General features: G+C 65.1%; 18 protein-coding genes. 4 read left to right on the forward strand and 14 right to left on the reverse strand.

The features are described 5' to 3' along the window. Window positions 1-237: 237 nt before the first annotated feature. Window positions 238-1,743, forward strand: a complete 1,506-nt coding sequence (scpC, locus tag RH857_RS12200) for a succinyl-CoA:acetate CoA-transferase ScpC (protein WP_310538250.1) — start codon at window positions 238-240, stop codon at window positions 1,741-1,743. 152 nt (window positions 1,744-1,895) lie between these two features. On the opposite strand, the gene RH857_RS12205 is transcribed toward scpC, so the two are convergent. Together RH857_RS12205 and RH857_RS12210 are read right to left on the reverse strand one after the other, a co-directional pair. Beyond that, the gene (locus RH857_RS12205) at window positions 1,896-2,609 is read right to left on the reverse strand and encodes a rhomboid family intramembrane serine protease (RefSeq protein ID WP_310538251.1); all 714 of its coding nucleotides are present in this window, start codon (window positions 2,607-2,609) and stop codon (window positions 1,896-1,898) included. Between the two features lie 123 nt (window positions 2,610-2,732). Further along, a complete protein-coding gene (locus RH857_RS12210; protein ID WP_310538252.1) occupies window positions 2,733-3,266 on the reverse strand; it encodes a peptidylprolyl isomerase in 534 nt (177 codons plus the stop codon). A 166-nt stretch (window positions 3,267-3,432) separates the two neighbouring features. Here RH857_RS12210 and RH857_RS12215 point away from each other — a divergent pair, with 166 nt between their 5' ends. Beyond that, entirely contained in the window at window positions 3,433-4,206 is a 774-nt protein-coding gene (locus RH857_RS12215) for a hypothetical protein (RefSeq protein ID WP_310538253.1), read from the forward strand. Window positions 4,207-4,285: 79 nt separating this feature from the next. Here RH857_RS12215 and RH857_RS12220 read toward each other — a convergent pair whose 3' ends face one another. From RH857_RS12220 to RH857_RS12230, 3 genes are read right to left on the reverse strand one after another with little or no spacing between them, the layout of a single operon-like run. Further along, on the reverse strand, window positions 4,286-4,915 hold the full coding sequence (locus RH857_RS12220; RefSeq protein WP_310538254.1) for an aminodeoxychorismate/anthranilate synthase component II: 630 nt from the start codon (window positions 4,913-4,915) through the stop codon (window positions 4,286-4,288). Next, entirely contained in the window at window positions 4,912-5,079 is a 168-nt protein-coding gene (locus RH857_RS12225) for a hypothetical protein (RefSeq protein ID WP_310538255.1), read from the reverse strand. The genes RH857_RS12220 and RH857_RS12225 overlap by 4 nt, the downstream gene beginning before the upstream one ends. Further along, window positions 5,079-6,023 carry a class E sortase gene (locus RH857_RS12230; RefSeq protein ID WP_310538256.1) on the reverse strand — a complete coding sequence of 315 codons (945 nt, stop codon included), beginning with the start codon at window positions 6,021-6,023 and terminating at the stop codon, window positions 5,079-5,081. The genes RH857_RS12225 and RH857_RS12230 overlap by 1 nt, the downstream gene beginning before the upstream one ends. Before the next feature lie 99 nt (window positions 6,024-6,122). Between RH857_RS12230 and RH857_RS12235 the strand changes: the two genes are divergently transcribed. Then, on the forward strand, window positions 6,123-6,434 hold the full coding sequence (locus RH857_RS12235) for a cell division protein CrgA (protein ID WP_310538257.1): 312 nt from the start codon (window positions 6,123-6,125) through the stop codon (window positions 6,432-6,434). Window positions 6,435-6,452: 18 nt separating this feature from the next. Here RH857_RS12235 and RH857_RS12240 read toward each other — a convergent pair whose 3' ends face one another. From RH857_RS12240 to RH857_RS12280, 9 genes are read right to left on the reverse strand one after another with little or no spacing between them, the layout of a single operon-like run. Further along, a complete protein-coding gene (locus RH857_RS12240) occupies window positions 6,453-7,214 on the reverse strand; it encodes a type 1 glutamine amidotransferase (protein ID WP_310538258.1) in 762 nt (253 codons plus the stop codon). Further along, window positions 7,214-8,539, reverse strand: coding sequence for a MurT ligase domain-containing protein (locus tag RH857_RS12245; protein ID WP_310538259.1), 1,326 nt, complete (start codon window positions 8,537-8,539; stop codon window positions 7,214-7,216). The genes RH857_RS12240 and RH857_RS12245 overlap by 1 nt, the downstream gene beginning before the upstream one ends. Before the next feature lie 6 nt (window positions 8,540-8,545). Further along, the gene (locus tag RH857_RS12250; RefSeq protein ID WP_310538260.1) at window positions 8,546-10,726 is read right to left on the reverse strand and encodes a protein kinase domain-containing protein; all 2,181 of its coding nucleotides are present in this window, start codon (window positions 10,724-10,726) and stop codon (window positions 8,546-8,548) included. Continuing rightward, complete coding sequence (locus RH857_RS12255; protein WP_310538261.1) at window positions 10,723-12,600, reverse strand: protein kinase domain-containing protein; 1,878 nt, start codon at window positions 12,598-12,600, stop codon at window positions 10,723-10,725. Before RH857_RS12255 ends, RH857_RS12250 begins: the two co-directional genes overlap by 4 nt. Further along, window positions 12,597-14,045 carry a penicillin-binding transpeptidase domain-containing protein gene (locus RH857_RS12260; RefSeq protein WP_310538262.1) on the reverse strand — a complete coding sequence of 483 codons (1,449 nt, stop codon included), beginning with the start codon at window positions 14,043-14,045 and terminating at the stop codon, window positions 12,597-12,599. Before RH857_RS12260 ends, RH857_RS12255 begins: the two co-directional genes overlap by 4 nt. Next, window positions 14,042-15,589, reverse strand: a complete 1,548-nt coding sequence (locus RH857_RS12265; protein WP_310538263.1) for an FtsW/RodA/SpoVE family cell cycle protein — start codon at window positions 15,587-15,589, stop codon at window positions 14,042-14,044. The genes RH857_RS12260 and RH857_RS12265 overlap by 4 nt, the downstream gene beginning before the upstream one ends. Continuing rightward, entirely contained in the window at window positions 15,586-17,280 is a 1,695-nt protein-coding gene (locus RH857_RS12270) for a PP2C family protein-serine/threonine phosphatase (protein WP_310538264.1), read from the reverse strand. The genes RH857_RS12265 and RH857_RS12270 overlap by 4 nt, the downstream gene beginning before the upstream one ends. 7 nt (window positions 17,281-17,287) lie before the next feature. After that, window positions 17,288-17,818 carry an FHA domain-containing protein FhaB/FipA gene (locus RH857_RS12275; protein ID WP_310538265.1) on the reverse strand — a complete coding sequence of 177 codons (531 nt, stop codon included), beginning with the start codon at window positions 17,816-17,818 and terminating at the stop codon, window positions 17,288-17,290. A 10-nt stretch (window positions 17,819-17,828) separates the two neighbouring features. After that, the gene (locus tag RH857_RS12280) at window positions 17,829-18,608 is read right to left on the reverse strand and encodes an FHA domain-containing protein (protein WP_310538267.1); all 780 of its coding nucleotides are present in this window, start codon (window positions 18,606-18,608) and stop codon (window positions 17,829-17,831) included. A gap of 326 nt (window positions 18,609-18,934) precedes the next feature. On the opposite strand from RH857_RS12280, the gene RH857_RS12285 reads away from it, so the two are divergent. Next, on the forward strand, window positions 18,935-19,477 hold the full coding sequence (locus RH857_RS12285; RefSeq protein ID WP_310538266.1) for a YceI family protein: 543 nt from the start codon (window positions 18,935-18,937) through the stop codon (window positions 19,475-19,477). The last annotated feature ends 146 nt before the right edge of the window (window positions 19,478-19,623 follow it).

Consider the following 19,623-nt stretch of genomic DNA (forward strand, 5'->3'; position numbering starts at 1 on the left):
CGCCCCAGCACTGGGAAGCAGGCCTACTCAGCAACACATTTATGGCCTATAACCCGTCCCTCGTCTCCCGCCTGAGCTGGGGTGATGAGGTCTGAATGGATGCATCGCTCATCTGAGTGGTCGTTCAGGTGTCATATGCGGTTAGTTCTTTCGCGCGAACGTGATCTATCGCATAGCATAGTGAGGTCTGCGTCACAGGCGCACCGTCCGATGTCCCGACCAGAGAGATAGATGTCGATGTCTCGTATCACCTGTCCAGTCCTTAAGAACAAGGTCACCTCGGCCGAGGAGGCAGCCCAGTTCATCAACGACGGCGACGTCGTCGGCATGAGCGGGTTCACCGGTGCCGGATACCCCAAGGCTGTGCCCACCGCTCTGGCCGAGCGCGCCAAGGAGGCCCACGGCCGCGGCGAAGAGTTCGGCATCAAGCTGCTCACCGGTGCCTCCACCGCTCCCGAGGCCGACGGCGTTCTCGCAGAGGCGGGTGCCCTGAAGTTCCGCATGCCCTTCCAGTCGGATCCGAACCTGCGCAAATCCATCAACACTGGCGAGACGGAGTACGTGGACGCCCACCTGAGCCACTCCGCTCAGCAGACTTGGTTCGGCTTCTACGGTGACGTCAAGGTGGCCGTGGTCGAGGTCTCCGCGATCCTTCCCAATGGCCTGCTGGTGCCCTCCAGCGCTGTGGGCAACAACAAGACCTGGCTGGACCTGGCTGACAAGGTGATCATCGAGGTCAACGACTGGCACCCGCGGGAGTACGAAGGCTTCCACGACGTCTACTACGGCACCAAGCTTCCCCCGCAGCGTCGCCCCATCCAGCTGCTGGAGCCCACGCAGCGCATCGGCGACCCCTACCTGCGGGTTGATTCCGACAAGGTCGTCGCCGTCGTCGAGACCAGCGCCCCGGACCGCAATGCCCCCTTCAAGAGCCCGGACGAGGGCTCCAAGGCGATGGCCTCCCACGTGGTGGACTTCCTGCGCCACGAGATCACCGCGGGCCGTCTGCCCGAGAGCCTGCTGCCCCTGCAGTCGGGCGTGGGCAACGTGGCCAACGCAGTCATGGCCGAGTTCGCGCACTCCGAGTTTGAGGGCCTCACTGCCTACACCGAGGTCATCCAGGACGGCATGCTGGACCTGATCGACACCGGCAAGCTCACCGCCGTTTCGGCCACAAGCTTCTGCCTCTCCGCAGAGCGAGCCACGGAGTTCAACGAGAACATTGAGGCCTACAAGGGCCGCATCCTGCTGCGCACCCAGGAGATCTCCAACCATCCCGAGGTCGTGCGTCGTCTGGGCATCATTGCCATCAACGGCATGGTGGAGGCCGACATCTACGGCAACGTGAACTCGACCCACGTGATGGGCAGCTCCATCATCAACGGCATCGGCGGCTCGGGCGACTTCGCCCGGAACGCCTTCCTGAACTTCTTCGTCTCGCCCTCTGTTGCCAAGGGCGGTGCGATCTCCTCGATCGTTCCCTTCGCCAGCCATGTGGACCACACCGAGCACGATGTGCACGTCGTGGTCACCGAGCAGGGCATCGCTGACCTGCGTGGCCTCTCCCCGGCAGCCCGTGCGAAGAAGATCATCAACAACTGTGCCCACCCGGACTTCCGCGACCGTCTGCAGGACTACTTCGACCGGGCGTCGGCGGCCAACCCGAACGGACGCCACACTCCGCACCTGCTCTCGGAGGCACTCAGCTGGCACGAGAACTTCCAGGCCAACGGCCAGATGTAGTTCCACACCGCAACACAAGAAGGCCCCAGGGTGACCTGGGGCCTTCTTTGTTTTCCACAGCTGTTATCCACAGTGTGAATAAACTACACACGTGTAAGACCCCAGGTCAGCGCATTATCCACACGGAACTGTGGAGTCTGGGGATGAAGCTCTCAGGGTGAAACCATGGCCGCGCCCACCGCTGTGAGGGCTACCAGCAGCGCAGCGACCCCCAGCAGTCCAGCGCCCTGCCACAGGGCTCGACCCCTGCGTGGTGCCCGGGTGATGATCAGAGCCACCAGGGCACCGGTGACGAGACCACCCAGGTGGCCCTGCCAGGAGATGTTGGGCACCAGGAAGCTCACCACCATGTTGATGCCGATCAGGGCGACAATGCCGCCGGTCTCTGCACCAGAGGCGCGCGTGAGGATGAACAGAGCACCGAAGAGCCCGAAGACCGCGCCGGAGGCTCCGACGGTGGGCACGTTCCATTCGCTGAGGATGAGCACGGCGACTGAACCCCCCAGGGCGGAGAGGACTAGAAGCGCCCCGTAGCGCAGCCTGCCGATCTCCGGTTCCATCACCCGCCCCACAAACCAGAGGGCCATCATGTTGAACAGGATGTGCATTGCCGAGGCGGGAGAGTGCAGCACCGACGAGGTGAGCATGCGCCAGGGCTCAAACTGTCCCGTAGCCAGGGCAATGTCAGAGGTGTAGAGCGGAACGTACCAGAACAGCTGGGTGACGCGGTCGCTGACCAACTGCAGGGCGTACATGACCGCACACAGGACGATCACCGCGTAGGTGACCACGGGCTGGGCTCCGGGCCGCACCCGCGCACCGAAGGCGGAACGGGGGGCGGGGCGTCGTCGTCGTGCCTCCTCCACACACCCGGGACAGTGAAAGCCCACGGTTGCCTGGATCTGGCAGGACGGGCAGACCGGCCTGGAGCAGCGCTGACACTGCACCGAAGCCGGCCTGTCCGGGTGCCGATAACAGGTGTTCAGTGTTTACAGCGCCTTGATCTCGATGGTGGAGATGACTACGTCCTCCTTGGGACGGTCACGCATGTCGGTGGAGACCGCGTTCAGTGCGTCGACGACCTTCTTGGACTCCTCGTCACGCACCTCGCCGAAGATGGTGTGCTTGCCCTGCAGCCAGGTGGTGGGCACGGAGGTGATGAAGAACTGCGAGCCGTTGGTACCCGGGCCGGCGTTGGCCATGGCCAGCTTGTAGGGCGCGGTGAAGTCGAGCTCGGGGTGGATCTCATCCTCGAACTGGTAGCCAGGACCGCCCACACCCAGACCCAGCGGATCGCCGCCCTGGATCATGAAGTCCTTGATGATGCGGTGGAAGACGGTGCCGTCGTACAGCGGAGTGCCGGTCTTGTCCTCACCGGTCTCCGGGTGCTTCCAGGACTTCTCGCCGGTGGCCAGTCCCACAAAGTTCTGCACGGTCTTGGGGGCGTGGTTGCCGAAGAGTTCCACGACGACGTCGCCCTGGGAAGTCTTGATGGTGGCCTGATGGGTTGCAATAGCTGTCATAGGGCTCATTCTTCCATCTCGGCAGACGGGGCAACAGCGCCGCGTGTCTGGGTGCCGCCTGTAACTTTCCTGGGCGAATGCCGGCAACTGGGCGTTGCCATGGCACCGGGGACACAAGACAACGTAGGCTAAGGAAAGCAACGTTCCTGATTCGGAAGGCACATGCATGTTCGGTAAGAAGAAGAAACCGAGCCACAGCTGGCAGCACACTGTGCTCGCTGGAGTCGACACCGCAAAGGACTGGACCGCGCCTAAGATCGGTGCGGCGGCAGACTTTGCGGAGAAAACCTACCGCAAGAGCGCCCCGAAGGTTCAGGACGCCTCGGCCCGTGCGCTGCACGCGGTGAACGACGGCGCAGCTGTGGCCGGTCAGAAAATCAAGGAATACTCACTCATTGCCGGCGACGGCATTGCTTCGCAGTATGACAAGCTCCCCCCGAAGGCTAAGAAGGAGGTGGAGAAGGTCATCAAGAAGTACGACGGCGCCAAGGCAGACATCAGCAACAAGTACGTCCCTGCCGCAGCCGGCAAGCTGGGCGGCTATGCCGACCGGACTGCCAAGCTGATCCATAAGGCCGAAGTTGATCCCCGTGTGGAGAAGGCACTCATCAAGGCGACCGGCGATAAGAAGATCGTCAAGAAGCTGAAGAAGTCTTCTGAGAAGTACGCCAAGGCCGCCTCCAAGGAGCTGAAGAAGAAGCAGAAGACCTCGTCCACGAAGAAGGGTCTGCTGATCTTCGGCGTCGTGGCAGCTGCCGTCACCGCTGGTGTGGCTGTGTGGCGCGCCTCCCAGCCGGTGGAGGACCCCTGGAAGAAGCCCGAGCCCGTGGCAAGCTCCAAGGTTCCTGCCAACTCGGCTAAGCCCGCTGCACAGGCTGAGACCAACACTGACGCCAAGCCCACTGAGGCTGAGGTTCCGGCACCTAAGCCGGCCACCTAAACACGGCGCGCAGACAAAGGGGACCCGGTCACATTGGCCGGGTCCCCTTTTGCGTGTGGTTGTTTGTGTGGGCTTGGTGTCAGCGGATCGGGTTCAGGTCTGCTGCTTTGGCGGCCGCGCCCTGCAGCCCCAGGGACTCTAGCCAGTTGCCCAGCATCCGATAGCCGCCCTCGGTCAGTACCGACTCCGGGTGGTACTGCATCCCCCACAGCGGGGCATCCCGGTGTGCCAGGCCCATAATGACCCCGTCAGCGGTGGTCGCAGTGACTTCCAGGACGTCGGGAACGGTCTCCGGCTTCACCGCGAGGGAGTGGTACCGCGTCGCGCTGAAGGTCTCGGGGAGCCCGGCAAAGGAGGCATGACCGGTGTGGGTCACCGGACTGGTCTTGCCGTGCATAAGCTGCTCGGCGTGCGTGACCGTGGCGCCGAAGGCCTCCCCCAGACCCTGATGCCCGAGGCACACACCCAGCATGGGCTCACGGGCTTCGGCGCACCAGCGGATGAGTTCCACGGAGACTCCGGCCTCTGAGGGAGTGCCGGGGCCGGGGGAGATGAGCACACCGTTATGCTCACCGGCCAGGGCCTTGGCCTCCTCCACCGTGACGTCGTCGTTGCGGATCACCGTGGCTTCGGCACCGAGCTCCCGCAGGTAGCCCACCAGCGTGTAGACAAAGCTGTCGTAGTTGTCGACGACGAGAATACGGGTCATGGGGCTCCTTCCAGAGTGGAGTCGTTCAGCGGACTGTACTGGCTCAGCCACGGGAAGGCGAACTCCATCAGGAGGAATACGATACCGGCTACGATCAGCAGTGCCAGGATGATCCGCAGCCACAGCGGTCCCGGCAGCACCTGGTTGAAGAACCACGCATACATCAGCGCTGACCTCCTGCAGTCTCAGCAAGGGGCCCGAGCCCGTGGGCCGTGATGTGTGCCTCGGCAACGGAAGCCTGCGGCGCCGCGGCGTCGTCGGGCATGTGGTGGGCGATGGCCGCAGGAACGTCGGTTCCGGTGGGCTGGAAGTCCACGATCCGGGCATGGGTAATGAGCCGCTCCGCGTTGGAGAACAGCGGGTGGCACGTGGTCAGGGTCAGCAGTCCAGTCTCCGGTTCGGCCTCCAGCTCACGCGGTACGGGGGCGATGACGTCCCGCTCGTGGGGCAGCACAACATAGGACTCGGAAACTTCGTAGGTGTAGATGCCCTCCGCAGTCTGCAGATAGAGATGGTCACCGGGAGTGAGCCGATCCTGGTTGCCCAGCATGCTCGCGTAGGTGTTGCGGTGCCCGGCCAGGGCAAAATTGCCCCGCTCATCCGGCCACTGGGTCCCGGTGTAGTGCCCCACACCGCCGCGGTCCAGCTGGGTGGACTCGGTGCCGTGCCGTACGGGAGCGGCCCAGTCATCTCCCAGGCGTGGAGCGTAGAGCATCGCCATGGTCGCCTCTCCGTCCGCGAGGTCGCGCATGGAGGGCGAGCATCCGATCTCGGTGCCGTCATCGAGGGTGTAGCAGACCTCGAAGCTGGGCTCACCGTCCGATCCTGCGGCACTGGGCCCGTCGGGACCGGTGGCCTGGATATTGGAGAAGAACTCTTCGGTGGCCTCACGGCGATCGCGGTCGGCATCGATTCCGGTCCACCACAGCTCCCACACCACGAACAGTAGTCCCAGGACGCCAAGGGTGATGAGGATTTCCCCGATTCCGCCCAGGACGGTGGAGAGGGGAGAGCGACGACGACGACGGTCGGCCTGCCTCTGCGTAGGGGGCTGCGGTGGTGCGGGTGGTCCCGCATGACGTGGAGGTGGCGGTGAAGTCAGAGTCATATGGCCCGAAGCTCGAATGCGTAGAATGGCACCGCGTAAGATAACGGCGAGCGAACGGGTTCAGGATACCCAAAACCCCCCATCTTGAGGAGACGGCGAGTGCCAGAGTCCAAACACCGGAAGAACCGTGGCAAGCACAAGCGAGGTGCGGAATCCTCCGACGAGGTGAGCTCCTCTCCGCTGCGCGACGCTGAATCCTTCAGCTTCAAAGAGCTCGACGCCGACGATGACACCTTGCCCGCCTGGTACAAGGCCACGATGTTCGGCCTGATGATTCTGGGGCTGCTCTGGCTGATCGTCTGGTACGTCTCCTCCGGCCTGCTGCCGGTCCAGGCTGCAGGCAACTGGAACGTTGGGATCGGATTCGGCATCGCCATGGTGGGCTTCATCATGACGATGAAGTGGAAATAGTTCCTGCCGGAACCCGTCTTACCGAGGGCGTGCGGCCGCCGAGGTCCGTGCTTTCTCGGTCAGCTCCGGCATGGGCAGGGCAGAATCTGCCGGAGCGTTGAACGCTCTCAGTGACTCGCCGTACTTCTGCTGCACCGCAGTGCCGATGAGGAAGTCGGCGATCGCGGGGTTCTTCGGCAGAAGCGAGCCGTGCAGGTAACTGCCGATCACATTGCGATGCCGGGCGCCTTCGAACGCGTCCTCATCATTGTTGCCCTCCCCGGTGAGCACCTGGGCCAGGGGCTGGGCCTCTGATCCCAGCCAGGTCTGACCGGAGTGGTTCTCATAGCCAATGATCTGGCCGAACTCCTCGGAGTGGGAGACCACATTGCCGATCAGTCGCCGGTCGGTGCCATGGGTGGTCACATCCAGAACACCGATGCCCTCAATCCGGTGACCCTCGCGGGTCTGGAAATAGTGACCGAAGAGCTGGTAGAGACCGCAGATCATCAACATGGGCACATCCTCGGCTGCAAGGGCGTGCAGACGGTCTGCAATGCTCAGCAGATCCGCCTGAATGCGGTCCTGGCCGGAGTCCTGGCCCCCGCCCCCGACCACCAGATCGACGTCGTCGGGGAACTCGTCACCGGGATCGTAGGTGAGCATGACCGGGTCATACCCGTACCACTGCAGGCGGCGCTTGAGCACCAAGGCGTTGCCGAAGTCTCCGTAGATGTTCATGTCCCGGGGGTAGAGCTGCAACACCCGGATGGGACGCCCGGCGGGGGTCTCAGAACTCATCAGAAGGCCTCCACTTCGGTATAGGAGCTCAGGTGCTTCCGCAGCGCGAGCATGGCGGTATAGGTACAGAAGATGCGCTTGGGCGCATCAGGGGCGGCGCGCAGGAATTCCTCCAGTCCGGTTTTCAGGTCGGGCTCGAGAGCATCGAACCTCACCTCGTCATAAGCCAGGCGCAGCCCCATGTCGTGGGCTCGCACCCCAGAGACCATACGTACGCCCTCGTCGGCGAGAGAGCCAAAGGAGACGTCCCACAGCCAGCTCATGTCCCGGCCGTCGGCATAGTTGTCATTGATGGCGATCATGGTGGCCACGCCGGCCGCCGAGAAGCTGCTCAGCCCCAGGCGGAAGCCGGAGGGATTCTTCACCAGGACCAGGTCCAGGGGCTGGCCGTTGACCACCAGGGACTCGCCGCGTCCGAATGCGGGAGAGACCTCGGCCAGCGAGGCGATCAGAGCGGCCTCGTCCACTGCTGCTCCAAGAGCCATGCGGACCAGGGCCAGCGCTGCAGCCGCGTTATAGGTGTTGTAGGCGCCGTTGACCTTCAGGTCTGTGCTCACGGTCTTCTCACCGATGCGGAAGGTCCCGCCGTGGTTCTCCAGCCCGGTCAAAAGCACATCTGCAGGACGTCCGGTGGCGGTGCTGGTGTGCGCCTCTGAGGACGTGTCGTCGTCGTTCCCCTCAACCGCTTCCACGGCGGCGGTGGTCGCATGCAGCTCGTCGTCACTGGGAAAGTGGTGGCGCAGGGACGCATCCAGGCCGAAGTAGCGGACCTCCTGCCCGCTGAGCGAGTCGGCGATGGCGGCAACCCGAGCGTCCTCGCGGTTGAGCACCACGCCTTCGGTGGTGTGCTCAGCGATGGTGCGCAGCAGGCCTGCCGTGGTGTCGATCTCGCCGAAGCGATCCAGCTGATCACGCATGACGTTGAGCAGCAGCGAGTAGTTGGGGCGCACGGCGCGGACAAAGTGCACCGCATGGGCCTCGTCCAGCTCCAGCACGGCGATGTCAGCATCCAGACGACCGGTCAGGCTCATCTCTCCGAGAAGGGAGGCCACCACACCACGGGTGAAGTTGGAGCCTGAGGAGTTGGTGAAGACTTTCAGCCCCTGACCGCGCAGCAGCTCCACCACCATCTTGGTGGTCGTGGTCTTTCCGTTGGTGCCGGAGACGACGACGACGCCGCGGGGCAGCTTGGCGAGGGTGCGTGCCAGAAACTTCGGGTCGAACTTCTCCACGACGAGCCCGGGGAAGGCTGATCCGGAGCCACCCCGGAGGCGGGTGATTCCGCGTGCTGCTCTGCCGAGTGCGACTGAGACCGGAGTCCTCAAAAGGGCCTACTCCTCGTTGTCGTTGCTGCTGTTGCCATTGCCGTTGCCCCGGCCGTTTCCATTGTTTCCGTTGCCGTTGTTTCCGTTGTTTCCGTTTCCGTTCCCGTTTCCGGAGTCCTCATCGTCGGAGCCTTCATCCGCGGCCTCGTCATCTTCGTTGCCGCCGGAGTCCTCGTCCTCCTCAGAGTCCTCGTCCTCCTCGTCCTCTTCAGGCTCGGGTTCGGGCGCATAGCCTGCGACGATGACGATGGTGGATCCGCTGGGCACGGCCGATCCTTCGGTGACTCGTTCGCCGTTGACCTCCAGACCGATGACCTCGCCGTCAAAGTCGACGTCCTCGGTCTCCACCCATTGCAGCTGGGTGGTGAACCCGGCCTGGGCCAGGACATCCTCGGCGTCGTTGCGCCAGCCGCCGATCAGACCGCTGGGCAGCTCCACGAGTCCTGTCGAGATGACCAGGTCAATGGCGGTGCCGGCCGAGACTTCGGTTCCGGAGGCGGGGTCCGTGGAGATCAGCGCGCCCTCGGGAAGGGACGCATGATTCTCCTCGGAGATCTCCCCGACTTCCAGACCGATGTCCTCCAGTACCGCGCGTACCGAGTCCACGTCCTCACCTACGAGCCCATCGGGCACGGTGATCGAGGCCGCGCCGGTGGAGAGGTAGATGACTACGGTGGTGTCGGGATCCACGGGTGTGCCGGCTTCGGGATCTGTGCCGATCGCATGATCCTCTGGCACCTCCTCATGAGGCTGTTCCTCGATGTCCCAGCTGAGGTTGGCGTCGGTGAGCTCCGCGATGGCTTCCTCACGGGTCATGGAACTGACGTTGGGGACCTCGATCTGATCGTCGGAGCCCAGCATCTGGGCCAGGACATAGCCACCTCCGGCGATGAGTCCAAGCGCCAGCAGCACAAGCAGTACGAGCCAGGGTCCACGACGTCGTCGGGGCGGCTCCTCGTCCTCCCACTGCTCGTAGACGGCAGGATCCTCCGGGGTGCGGGCGGAAAGCGGGGTCCCCACCCCTGCCGGGGCCACCAGGTCATCGAAGGTGCCTCGGCCGCCGCCAGCTCCGACAGCGGCCAGCTCGGTGGTGGGGGCGTCATCGACTTCAATGCCCCGAAGCGCCATCTGCAGCGCCTGGTCGAATTCCTGTGCTGACTGGAAGCGGAACGCCGGATCCTTGGTCAGTGCCTTGGCGACCACCGAGTCCATGGCCGGGGTGATCATGTTATTGAAGTCCGAGGCCCGCGGGGCATCCTCCCGCACGTGCTGGTAGGCCACGGAGACCGGGGTCTCCCCGGTGAAGGGCGGCCGGTTGGTCAGCAGCTCAAAGAGCACGCAGCCCGCTGAGTAGAGGTCGCTGCGGTGATCCACCACTTCACCGCGGGCCTGCTCGGGAGAGAGGTACTGAGCGGTGCCCACCACGGAGGAGGTCTGAGTCATGGTGGAGGCCGAGTCCGCCAAAGCGCGAGCAATGCCGAAGTCCATCACCTTGACCGCGCCGTCATTGGAGACCATCACATTGGAGGGCTTGATGTCGCGGTGGACGATGCCCTTCGCGTGGCTGTAGCCCAGGGCACCGAGAATCCCAGACATGTATCCGGCAGCTTCGCGCTCACTCAGCGGCTTGCCCAGGGCGTGGTCGATCTTCTCCCTCAGAGGTTCGGAGATCACCGGAGCGGTGGGCTCGGCATCTTCGGAGAGCGCCAGCACGTCAGAGGTGTGTGGCTCACGTCCGCCGGTGCGCTCGGCGGGCGAGGGGCCGTGCTCCCCATCCTCCCCCGGTGGCGGCGGTGGCGGAAGGTGTGCGTCACCGGTGGCCTCAGAGGAGGCAGAGGAGGGTGTGCCGTGGAGAATATGCCGCAGCGTGACGCCGTCGACGTACTCCATCACGATGTAGGGACTCTTCAGCTGCTGGTGCTGGTCCTGCTCCTCGACCTGAGTCTGCCCGGTGTCATAGACGCCGACGATGTTGGGGTGGTTCAGGGAGGCCGATGACTGAGCCTCACGGCGGAACCGGCCTTGGAACTGAGGATCCCGGGCGAGGTCCGGGCGCAGCATCTTCACCGCGACGGCACGGTCCAGGGACAGATCGTGGGCAAGGTAGACGTCAGCCATCCCGCCGCGGCCGATGAGCTTCTCAATACGGTAGCGGCTGTTCAGTACGCGCTGCTGGCTGTCAGTCATAGAGTCGGTCCTGCTATCGATCCTGGCCCAGATGGTGTCGAGTTTCCAGTCAGCACGATGAAGGTGCCTCGAGACTGCGGCCTCGGTGAAGGGATCTCAGTCTGACCGATCAGGGAACTGGTCTGGGTGGGTGCGGGGGTTGAGGTGGCGGTGGGAGAGCCAGCGGTGGGTGTACCCCCGGCGTCGGTGCTGCCGCCGTCGTCTCCGTCGCCGCCCGGTGCCGTGGGGCTGTCCGTCGGATCCGGTTCGGGCTCCGGGTCCTCCGGCGGCGGCGAGGTGGTCTGGGTCGGAGTGGGCGACGGCGTCGTGGGAGTAGGTGCAGGCGGTGGTGGGGCCTGCGTCGGTGTGGGTGCCGGGACGAACGTCTGCGGAGGAGTCGGCGCCGGCGGCTGATCCGGCTGGGGCTGCGACTCCGGTGCCGAGTAGAACAGCGTCACCGTGGCGCCGGGAGGAATGGCACCGGTGGGAGCCACCCGTGTGACGGTTCCCTCCGGCTCGGTGGAGTTAGGCATCGGTTCGGGCTCCACCTCCAGGCCCTGCTCCTGGAGGATCTCAGTGGCCTCCTCCAGGGGTAGTCCCACGAGATCCTCCTCCACGACCTCGACCAGATCAGGTTCGGTGATGAAGGTCTCGGTCACGGTGGGCTGAGGTTCCGGGGTGGGCTGAGGATCTTCGGCGTCCTGCTCGGAGGCGAAGAGGGGCAGGATGAAGTTTCCGGCCAAGGCCAGGGCAATCACCGTGATGAGGCCGATGAGGGGCCAGCGCCAGCGGGAACCGGACGTGGTGCTCTCCTCCTCGGCCGCCGAGGGACGCTCAGCGCGGCTGCCCGCCGCGGAAGCGCCACCGGCGGCCCCGCCAAAACCCGCTCGGGATCTCACCTCCTCGGGTTGGGACGGAGTCGAGGCTGATGGTGCCTCATCCCCTGTTCCCGGGGTGATCACGCTCGTTGCGGCCGTGGGCGCCGCCAGACCCATCACCTGGGTGGGGGCGTCCGAGTCGCCGTCGTAATCCAGGTGGTTGAGCATGGCCGGCACGGCTTCCACCGCAGAGTCCAGGTCATTGCGCAGCAGGGCCTCGGCGGCGTCAGCCAACTTGGTGGCATTAGCCGGGCGCTGGTCCGGATCCTTGGCCAGCATCGACATGATGAGCGCCTGGACCGGCTCAGGAATGTCCTCAGGCAGCGGCGGGGGAGGGTCATTGACCTGTTTGAGGGCAATGGCAATCTGTGATTCCCCGGTGAAGGGACGGCGGCCGGCCAGCGCCTCGTACCCGATGACGCCCAGGGCGTAGATATCGGAGGAGCCGGTGGCGTGCTGGCCCGTGGCCTGCTCCGGCGAGAGGTACTGCACGGTGCCCATGACCTGACCCGTGGCGGTCAGCGGTACCTGGTCTGCCAGACGGGCGATGCCGAAGTCGGTGATCTTCACCCTCCGGGTAGGGGTGATGAGCAGGTTCCCCGGCTTCACATCGCGATGGACCAGGCCCTGGTCGTGGGCGACCTGCAGGGCACGTCCGGTCTGGGCCAGGATCGACAGGGTCTTCTCCCATGGCATGGTCCTGTCCTTCTCCAGGATCACGCTTAAGGGGCGGCCCGGCACCAGCTCCATGACCAGGTATCCGGAGCCGGCCTGTTCGCCGTAGTCGTAGATGTCGGCGATGCCCGGGTGGTTCAGCAGTGCCGTGTGCCGTGCCTCCGCGCGGAAGCGCCGCAGGAAGGCCTCGTCCCCGGTGTACTCCTCCTTGAGGATCTTGATGGCCACAGTGCGGCCGAGCACCTCGTCGTCGGCCTTCCAGACCTCACCCATACCGCCGATGGCGATGCGTTCAGTGAGCTTGTACCGCTCACCCATGGTGATTCCAACGGCTGGTCTCATTCGGTGATCACCGCCTCCAGCATGGTGCGAAGCTGCGGCCCCACCAATGAGGTGCCGGTCTGATAGTCGATGCGCTCGTAGACGATGGTGACCGCGTACTGCGGGTCATCGGCGGGCGCGAAGCCGGTGATCCAGGTGTTGTACACGCCCTCTTCGCCGGTCTCGGCGGTTCCCGTCTTGGCCGCGATCTGGAAGCGGTCGGACTGGGCGGACTGCGCGGTGCCGGAGTTCACGGTCTCAACCATCATCTCGGTGATCTGCTCGGCCACGTCCTCATCCGTGACGTCATGGAGCACCTCGGGGCCGGGCTGGTCCAGAATCTGGAGGTCCGAGCCGCGGATGACCTCCACGAGCTGCGGGTGCATCATGGTGCCCCCGTTGCCGATGGCAGCGGCCACCAGATTCATCTGCAGGGGCGTGGCGCTGACGCTCTGCTGGCCGATGGCGCTCTGGGCCAGCTCAGCCTCGCTGGTCATCTCACCGAAATGCGAAGCCGTGACATCCAGCGGGATGCTCAGGCTCTCATTCCAGCCGAAGCTCTCCGCGGCATCCCGGATGGCGTCCTCGCCCAGCTCCATGGCGGCTTCGGCGAAGGGGGTGTTGCAGGACTGGGCGAAGATCCAGATGAAGGGCGCCTCACTGCGCTGGTGGCAGTTGCCGGTGACCAGGTTGGGCAGGCGGTGGTTGGACTGGGGCAGCTGGATGGAGTCGGGGTTCTCCAGCTCCGTGTCCAACTCATAGTCGCCGGATTCCAGCATCGCGACGGCGTCGACGATCTTGAACGTGGAGCCGGGGAAGATCGGCTCGTTGATGGGCCGGTACTGGTACATCCGCAGGCCCTCGATGGCCTCGACGCGCTCCTTGTTCTGGGTGTACTCCTCGCTGTTGTGCACCGCCATGTGGTTGGCGTTGAACGTGGGCTTGGAGGCCATGGCCTTGATGTCGCCGGTGCGGAGGTCGGTGACGATGATCGAACCGCGCGTGCCGTCGGGAATCTGGTCGAACGCTAGGCGCTGCAGCTCGCCGTCGAGGGTCAGCTCCACCTGGGCGCCCTCCATGGTCTCCCCGGTGAAAAGCGCAGTGATGCGGTCAAAGAACTGCGAATCGGACTGGCCGGAGAGGTACTCGTTGAGAGAACGCTCCAGACCCGTGGGGCCCTCGGAGATGGAGTAGAACCCGGTGATTCCCGAGTAGAGCTCCGAGTCGTGGTAGACCCGCTGATAGTCGAACTGGCCGGAGTCCGTGGGCACGGACTCGGCAATCGGACTGCCGTCCACGGTGATGGGCCCGCGGGGGGCGCCGCGATCGGCGATGATCTGCCGAGCGTTGTTCTCGTTGCGGTTCAGCTCATCGGTCAGCGCAACTTGGATCACGCTGAGGGCGGCGAAGAGCGTGACGAACATGGCCACAGAGACCACCCAGGTGTGGCGGATGGCATTGTTCACTGGTGCTCACCTCCCCGGCGCAGGGGACGAGCCGGCGAGGACGGCGGGGCAAAGTGCTGGGTCTGCTCTGCGGGTGTCTCGGGGCGCGCGGAGCGGCGATCCCGGTGCAGGCGATCCTCAGTGCCCGAGGCTCCCTCGCCGGAGGTGTTGACCATGGGACCGACCACGATTGGGCGGCGCGCAGCATGGGAGATCAGCAGCACGATCGCCACAATGATCCAGTTGGCCAGCAGCGCGGAACCGCCGGCGGAAAGGAAGGGAGAGACCAGCCCGGACATCGGGATGACGCGGGTGATGCCCCCGACGACGACGAAGACCTGCAGCACCAGCACCACGGCCAGACCGCTGGCCAGGAGCTTTCCGAAGTGGTCGCGTGTGCCGATAGCGGCGCGCATGTAGCGGGAGAAGAGGATCAGATACAGCAGCAGCATGGCGGAGAGGCCGATGAAGCCCAGTTCCTCACCGAATGCCGCAATGATCATGTCGGAGTTGGCCAGGGCCACCATCTGCGGGGTGCCGTGCCCCAGACCCGTGCCGGTCAGGCCGCCGTGTGCTAGGCCGAACATGCCCTGGACGATCTGGTGGGAGCCGCCCACACGCTCGTAGACCTCTTGATCGAAGGCGTTGAGCCAGATCTCTACGCGCTGCCGGAAGTGCCACACCAGGTGGTAGGCCAGGAACGCGCCGATGGTGACGAACACTCCGCCGATCGCGATCCAGGAGAACCGGGAGGTGGCCACGTAGATGACGGCCACGAACAGGCCAAAGAACATCAGGGCGTTGCCCAGGTCGTTCTGGACGATGAGCACTCCCAGGGCCACCAGCCAGGCGATAAACAGCGGCGCCAGGTCGCGCACCCGAGGGAAGGTGAGCGGACCAATCTTCTTGCCCGCCAGAAGAATCAGATCCCGGTTATTGGCCAGGAATCCCGCGAAGAAGATGGCCAGGGTGATCTTGGCCAGCTCACCGGGCTGGAAGGACATGCCTCCGATGCTCACCCAGACGTTGGCGCCGTAGACCTCATCGCCCAGACCGGGCACGATCGGCAGCAGCAGCAGGACGATGGAGGCCACCAGGGACAGATACGTGAACTGCCGCAGACGGCGGTGATCCTGCAGGACCCACAGCACCACCACGGCCACGACCATGGACAGCGCGGTCCACATCAGCTGACGGTCTGCGACCCCGCTGTAGGCGGAGGTGAAGTCCAGCCGGTGGATCATGGCGATACCGAGGCCGTTGAGCGTCACGACGATGGGCAGGATGAAGGGGTCTGCGTATTTGGCGCGCAGGCGCAGCACCACGTGGAATCCCAGGGCCAGGCCGGCCTGAATGGCGCCTTCGGTCCAGTAGGCGGTGCCGATTTCTTCATCCAGAGTCAGCCCCACCAGCACCTGGGCACCGATGCCGATGGTCAGGGCCATGAGAAGCAGCACCAGCTCCACGTTCCGCCGCGGCTTGGGATGATCTCCCTGGTGCCCGTGGGAGCCGTGCCGGGATCCCTGACTCTGGGGAGCCTGGTGGGCGGTCTGGGTCTCGCTCATGCGTCCTCACCTGCCTCGGCGTCCGTCTCGGTCTCTTCCGGGCTGGGGGAGTCGGTGGGCTCGCTGGGAGCCTCAGTCTCCTCGTCCTGGGCCTCGGTGTCGTCGTCGTCCTGCGCGTCTTCCTCGGGCTCAGGCTGTGTGGCGCGCAGGGTGCCTCGCAGGTTCTCCACGATTCGCTCGGCGTCCGCCCGGTCGTCTGCAGGGATGCCTCCGACCACCCGGTCGCGGTGCAGCGGGGCGAGCTCCTCGATGGTGAAGCCGGCGTGCTCGTCGACCTCGGAGAGGGTGATGGGGCCCAGCGACTGGGAGACGCCGGTGTAGATGGCCACTTCGCCGTTGTCCTCGCCCACGTAGTACTGCGTCTGGGTCCAGACATACCCCAGGAAGGTCACCACGGCGATGAGCAGGGCAAGCAGAGCCACAAAGGTGGGCAGGAACCAGGAACGACGACGTCGGGTCGTCTCGAGCGCTTCGAGATCCTCCTCGTCGAGCTCGTAGTCCTCGACGAGCTCCTCGTCATCCTCCTCCGGGCTCTCCTGGGAGGGAGCCGTGGTCTCTGCGGGGGCTTCGGCTGGGGTTTCCTGCGGGGACAGCTGCTCCGGCTGGGGCTCGCCGAGCATCTCGGAGTAGGTGTGCCGCACGGGCTTCAGGGGCTGACCGGTCAGCAGCGGGACGGGGTGCTCATCCACGTTGCGGGGGATCACCGGGATCACGCCGGTCTCGGTAGCCTGCACCGCTGCGCCCACCAGGGTGTGGGGGCGGACCCCGAGCTTGCGCTGGACCATGGCGGCCGAGAGGGGAGAAAGCTCTCCCTCCTCAGGGCTGTGACCGGAGAGGGCCTGGGTGTTGACGACCGGGACCAGCTCAAGCTCCATGGTCTCGTCATGCGGCGGGTGGGAGTAGGAGGAGGCGGCAGCCACGGCTTCCTCGCTCAGGGGCACCGTGTCATTAGCAGCCAGGGCGTCCTCGTCGGCCTCCACGACCTCCAGGCAGATGACAGTGACGTTGTCCGGGGCACCGCCCTCCAGGGTGAGGTCCACCAGGTCGTCGACGATCTGCTCCAGCGAGGCCCCGGAGCGCAGCTTCTGCTCAATCAGCCGGTCGGAGACCACGGCGTTGAGTCCATCGGAGCACAGCAGCCAGCGCTCGCCGGCTTCCAGCGGGAAGCTGGTGATGTCCAGCTCCGGAGAAGCGTCGACGTCGCCGAGCACGCGCATCAGCACATTCTTGTGCGGGTGGTACTCGGCGGCCTCCGGGTCCAGGCGTCCTTCGTCCACTAGGCGCTGGACAAAGGTGTGGTCGGTGGAGACCTGCCGGAACCGGCCCTTCTTCAGCCGGTAGGCGCGGGAGTCGCCGATATGGGCGAACTGCAGCCGGTCCTCCGTGATGAGGGCGGCGGTGATGGTGGTGCCCATCCCCGCAAGCTTGGGGTTGGTCTTGACCAGTTTGTTCAGAAACGCGTTGGCGGTCTGGATCTCGTCCGGGAGCACGGTGTCCGGCTCGGCAAAGCCGCGGGCGTCCAGATGGGCCAGGTCCAGCACGGTGGAGGCACTGGCCACATCGCCACCGGCATGACCGCCCATACCGTCGGCGACGACGGCAAAGTAGCGGCCGGCGTACCCGGAGTCGTCGTTCTTGGAACGGACGGCTCCGGCGTCGGACCGGGCGGCAAAGCGGAAGACTAGGGCCATGGTGGGCTTAGGTCCTCAGTTCCAGAACGGTTTTTCCGATGCGGATGCGGTCACCGGGCTCCACAGTGGAGGCCCGGGTCAGCTGCTCTTCGCCCAGCCAGGTCCCGTTAGTGGAGCCGAGATCCTCCAGGAACCACCGGGAACCCTGCGGGAAAAGTCGGGCGTGCTTGCCGGAGGCGTAATCGTCCTCCAGCACCAGGGTGCACTCCTGCGCCCGTCCGAGCATGATCGGGGCCGAGCCCAGCTCCACCTCGGTGCCCACGAGCGGACCCTCGGAGACCACCAGACGGCGGGGGCGAGGGCGCGGGGTCTGGCCGGTGTTGTGGATGGTCGGGGGTGTGCCGCCGCCGGCATGGGCGGAAGACGGTCTCGCAGCGGGTCGCGGCCCGCCGGAGCCGTTGCCGCCGCTGTGAGCGCGGGTGCGAGAGCGCTTCGAGACCATCATGTCGCGGCCCTGGGCCCCAATGATCGAGATGATCAGGATCCAGAGCAGCAGGAGCAGGCCGAACTGCAGAACGGTGATGGCAAGTTCACTCATGGGCGCTCACTCACTCGCCGAGGCGAAAGCGCAGCCGGGCCTGTCCCAGGGCGATGAGTGCGCCGTCGTAGAGCTCGGCGTCACCGGTGGCGGGGGACAGCGGCTCGCCGTTGACGTAGGAGCCGTTGGTGGAGCCCAGGTCGCGGGCGTACCAGCGGCCCCCGGCGTAGATCACTTCCAGATGCTTACGCGAGATGCCGGTGTCGGCGATGGTGATGTCTGCGCTGGAGGAGCGGCCGATCACGGTGGTGCCCTCCGACAGGGTGTGGTTGCGGCCCTCGTGCTCCAGGGTGGCGACACGGTCTCGGACGCGAGAAGCCGAGCGGCTCATGGCCTGCGGCAGGGCGGCCGTGGCAGTGGGGCCGGCGGCCGGGGCGTGAGAGGGACGGGGCACCGACGGGGCGGAGGTGCGCACATCGGCATCCGTCTGCGTTTCGATGCTCATCTGTCCGCGCTTGAGCTCGGTGTTCTTCACGAACGTGGCCTTCACCGGGCCCAGCAGGGAGTAGCCCTGAGAGTCGGCGTGGCGGATGATCTCATCGCACAGCTCCTCGGCCAGGGCGGTGCCGTACTTCTTGGCCTCGGCGAAGTCCTCCTCGGAGAGGCGGATCTTGTAGAGGTTGGGGACCAAGCTGTGCCCGTCAGCGACGTTGCGCACGTCTGCGTCCATGTGGCGGCGTACTGCTGTGGCGATTTCCACGGGGCCGAGGCTCCCTCCGCGTCCTGAGAAGGCTCCGCGGACTGCTTTCTCGATCCCGCGCTCCAGGGTGTTGAGCAGGCCCACGAACACCTCCAATCGTTGTCTCTAGCACGCACGTCCCCGGGGGATCGGGGTCAGGCGCACTGCAGGCAGTCTTGCGAAGAGTCTACTGTCTCACCCCTGGTATGGGCGGGCAACCTTCACCCAGGGCGCACAGGATGAGCTTCTGGTCCCGCGTGCATGCGGTGCAACCAGGTGTCGTCGTCGGGGGAGAAGGTGAACGTTCAGTTAATTTCTTAAATTTTGAAATAAACGTGGGGTACTCTTAGTTGGTGAGGGGTAGACCGCACGGAATGGCCGTGCGGTGACGTGTCTGAAGAAGACTCTTAAATCACTGTTCGAAGGAGATCACCACCATGGCAGCAACTCTGACCCCCGGTACCTGGATCCTGGATGCCGCACACTCCGAGATCGGCCTGACGGTCCGTCACGCCGGCATCTCCAAGGTGCGCGCGATCTTCGAAGAGGCCTCCGCCACGCTGAACGTCGGCCAGGACGGTGCCGCTGACGTCAACGCCACGGTGAAGGCTGCTTCCTTCAACTCCAAGAACGCGGATCGCGACGCTCACGTGCGTGGTGAGGACTTCCTGGACTCCGAGAAGAACCCCGACCTGACCTTCGTGGCCACCGGCGTGACTCCCGCCGCTGAGGAGTTCCAGGTCACCGGTGACCTGAGCATCCGCGGCGTGACCAAGCAGGTCACCTTCGACGTCGAGTTCGGCGGCCAGGCCGTGGATCCCTTCGGTGCCACCCGCGCCGGTTTCTCCGCCTCCGCTGTGATCTCCCGCAAGGAGTTCGGTCTGACCTGGAACGCAGCCCTGGAGGCCGGCGGTGTGCTGGTCGGCGACAAGGTCACCCTGGACCTTGAGGTTGCCTTCGTCCTGCAGCAGGGCGAGTGATTCCCGCTCCGTTTCAGGAGCCTAAGCGTGTGAGGCACGACGGCGGCGACGCACGTCACTGATGCCCTCACCTGAGAGCCCCGGTGGTTCCGAAGTGGGCCCCAGAAGTTGGACTAAGTAAATAAGAGTCTAGGCCGCGAGGGTCT

It is taken from the genome of Nesterenkonia flava, from assembly GCF_031432335.1.
Classification (GTDB): Bacteria; Actinomycetota; Actinomycetes; order Actinomycetales; family Micrococcaceae; genus Nesterenkonia; species Nesterenkonia flava.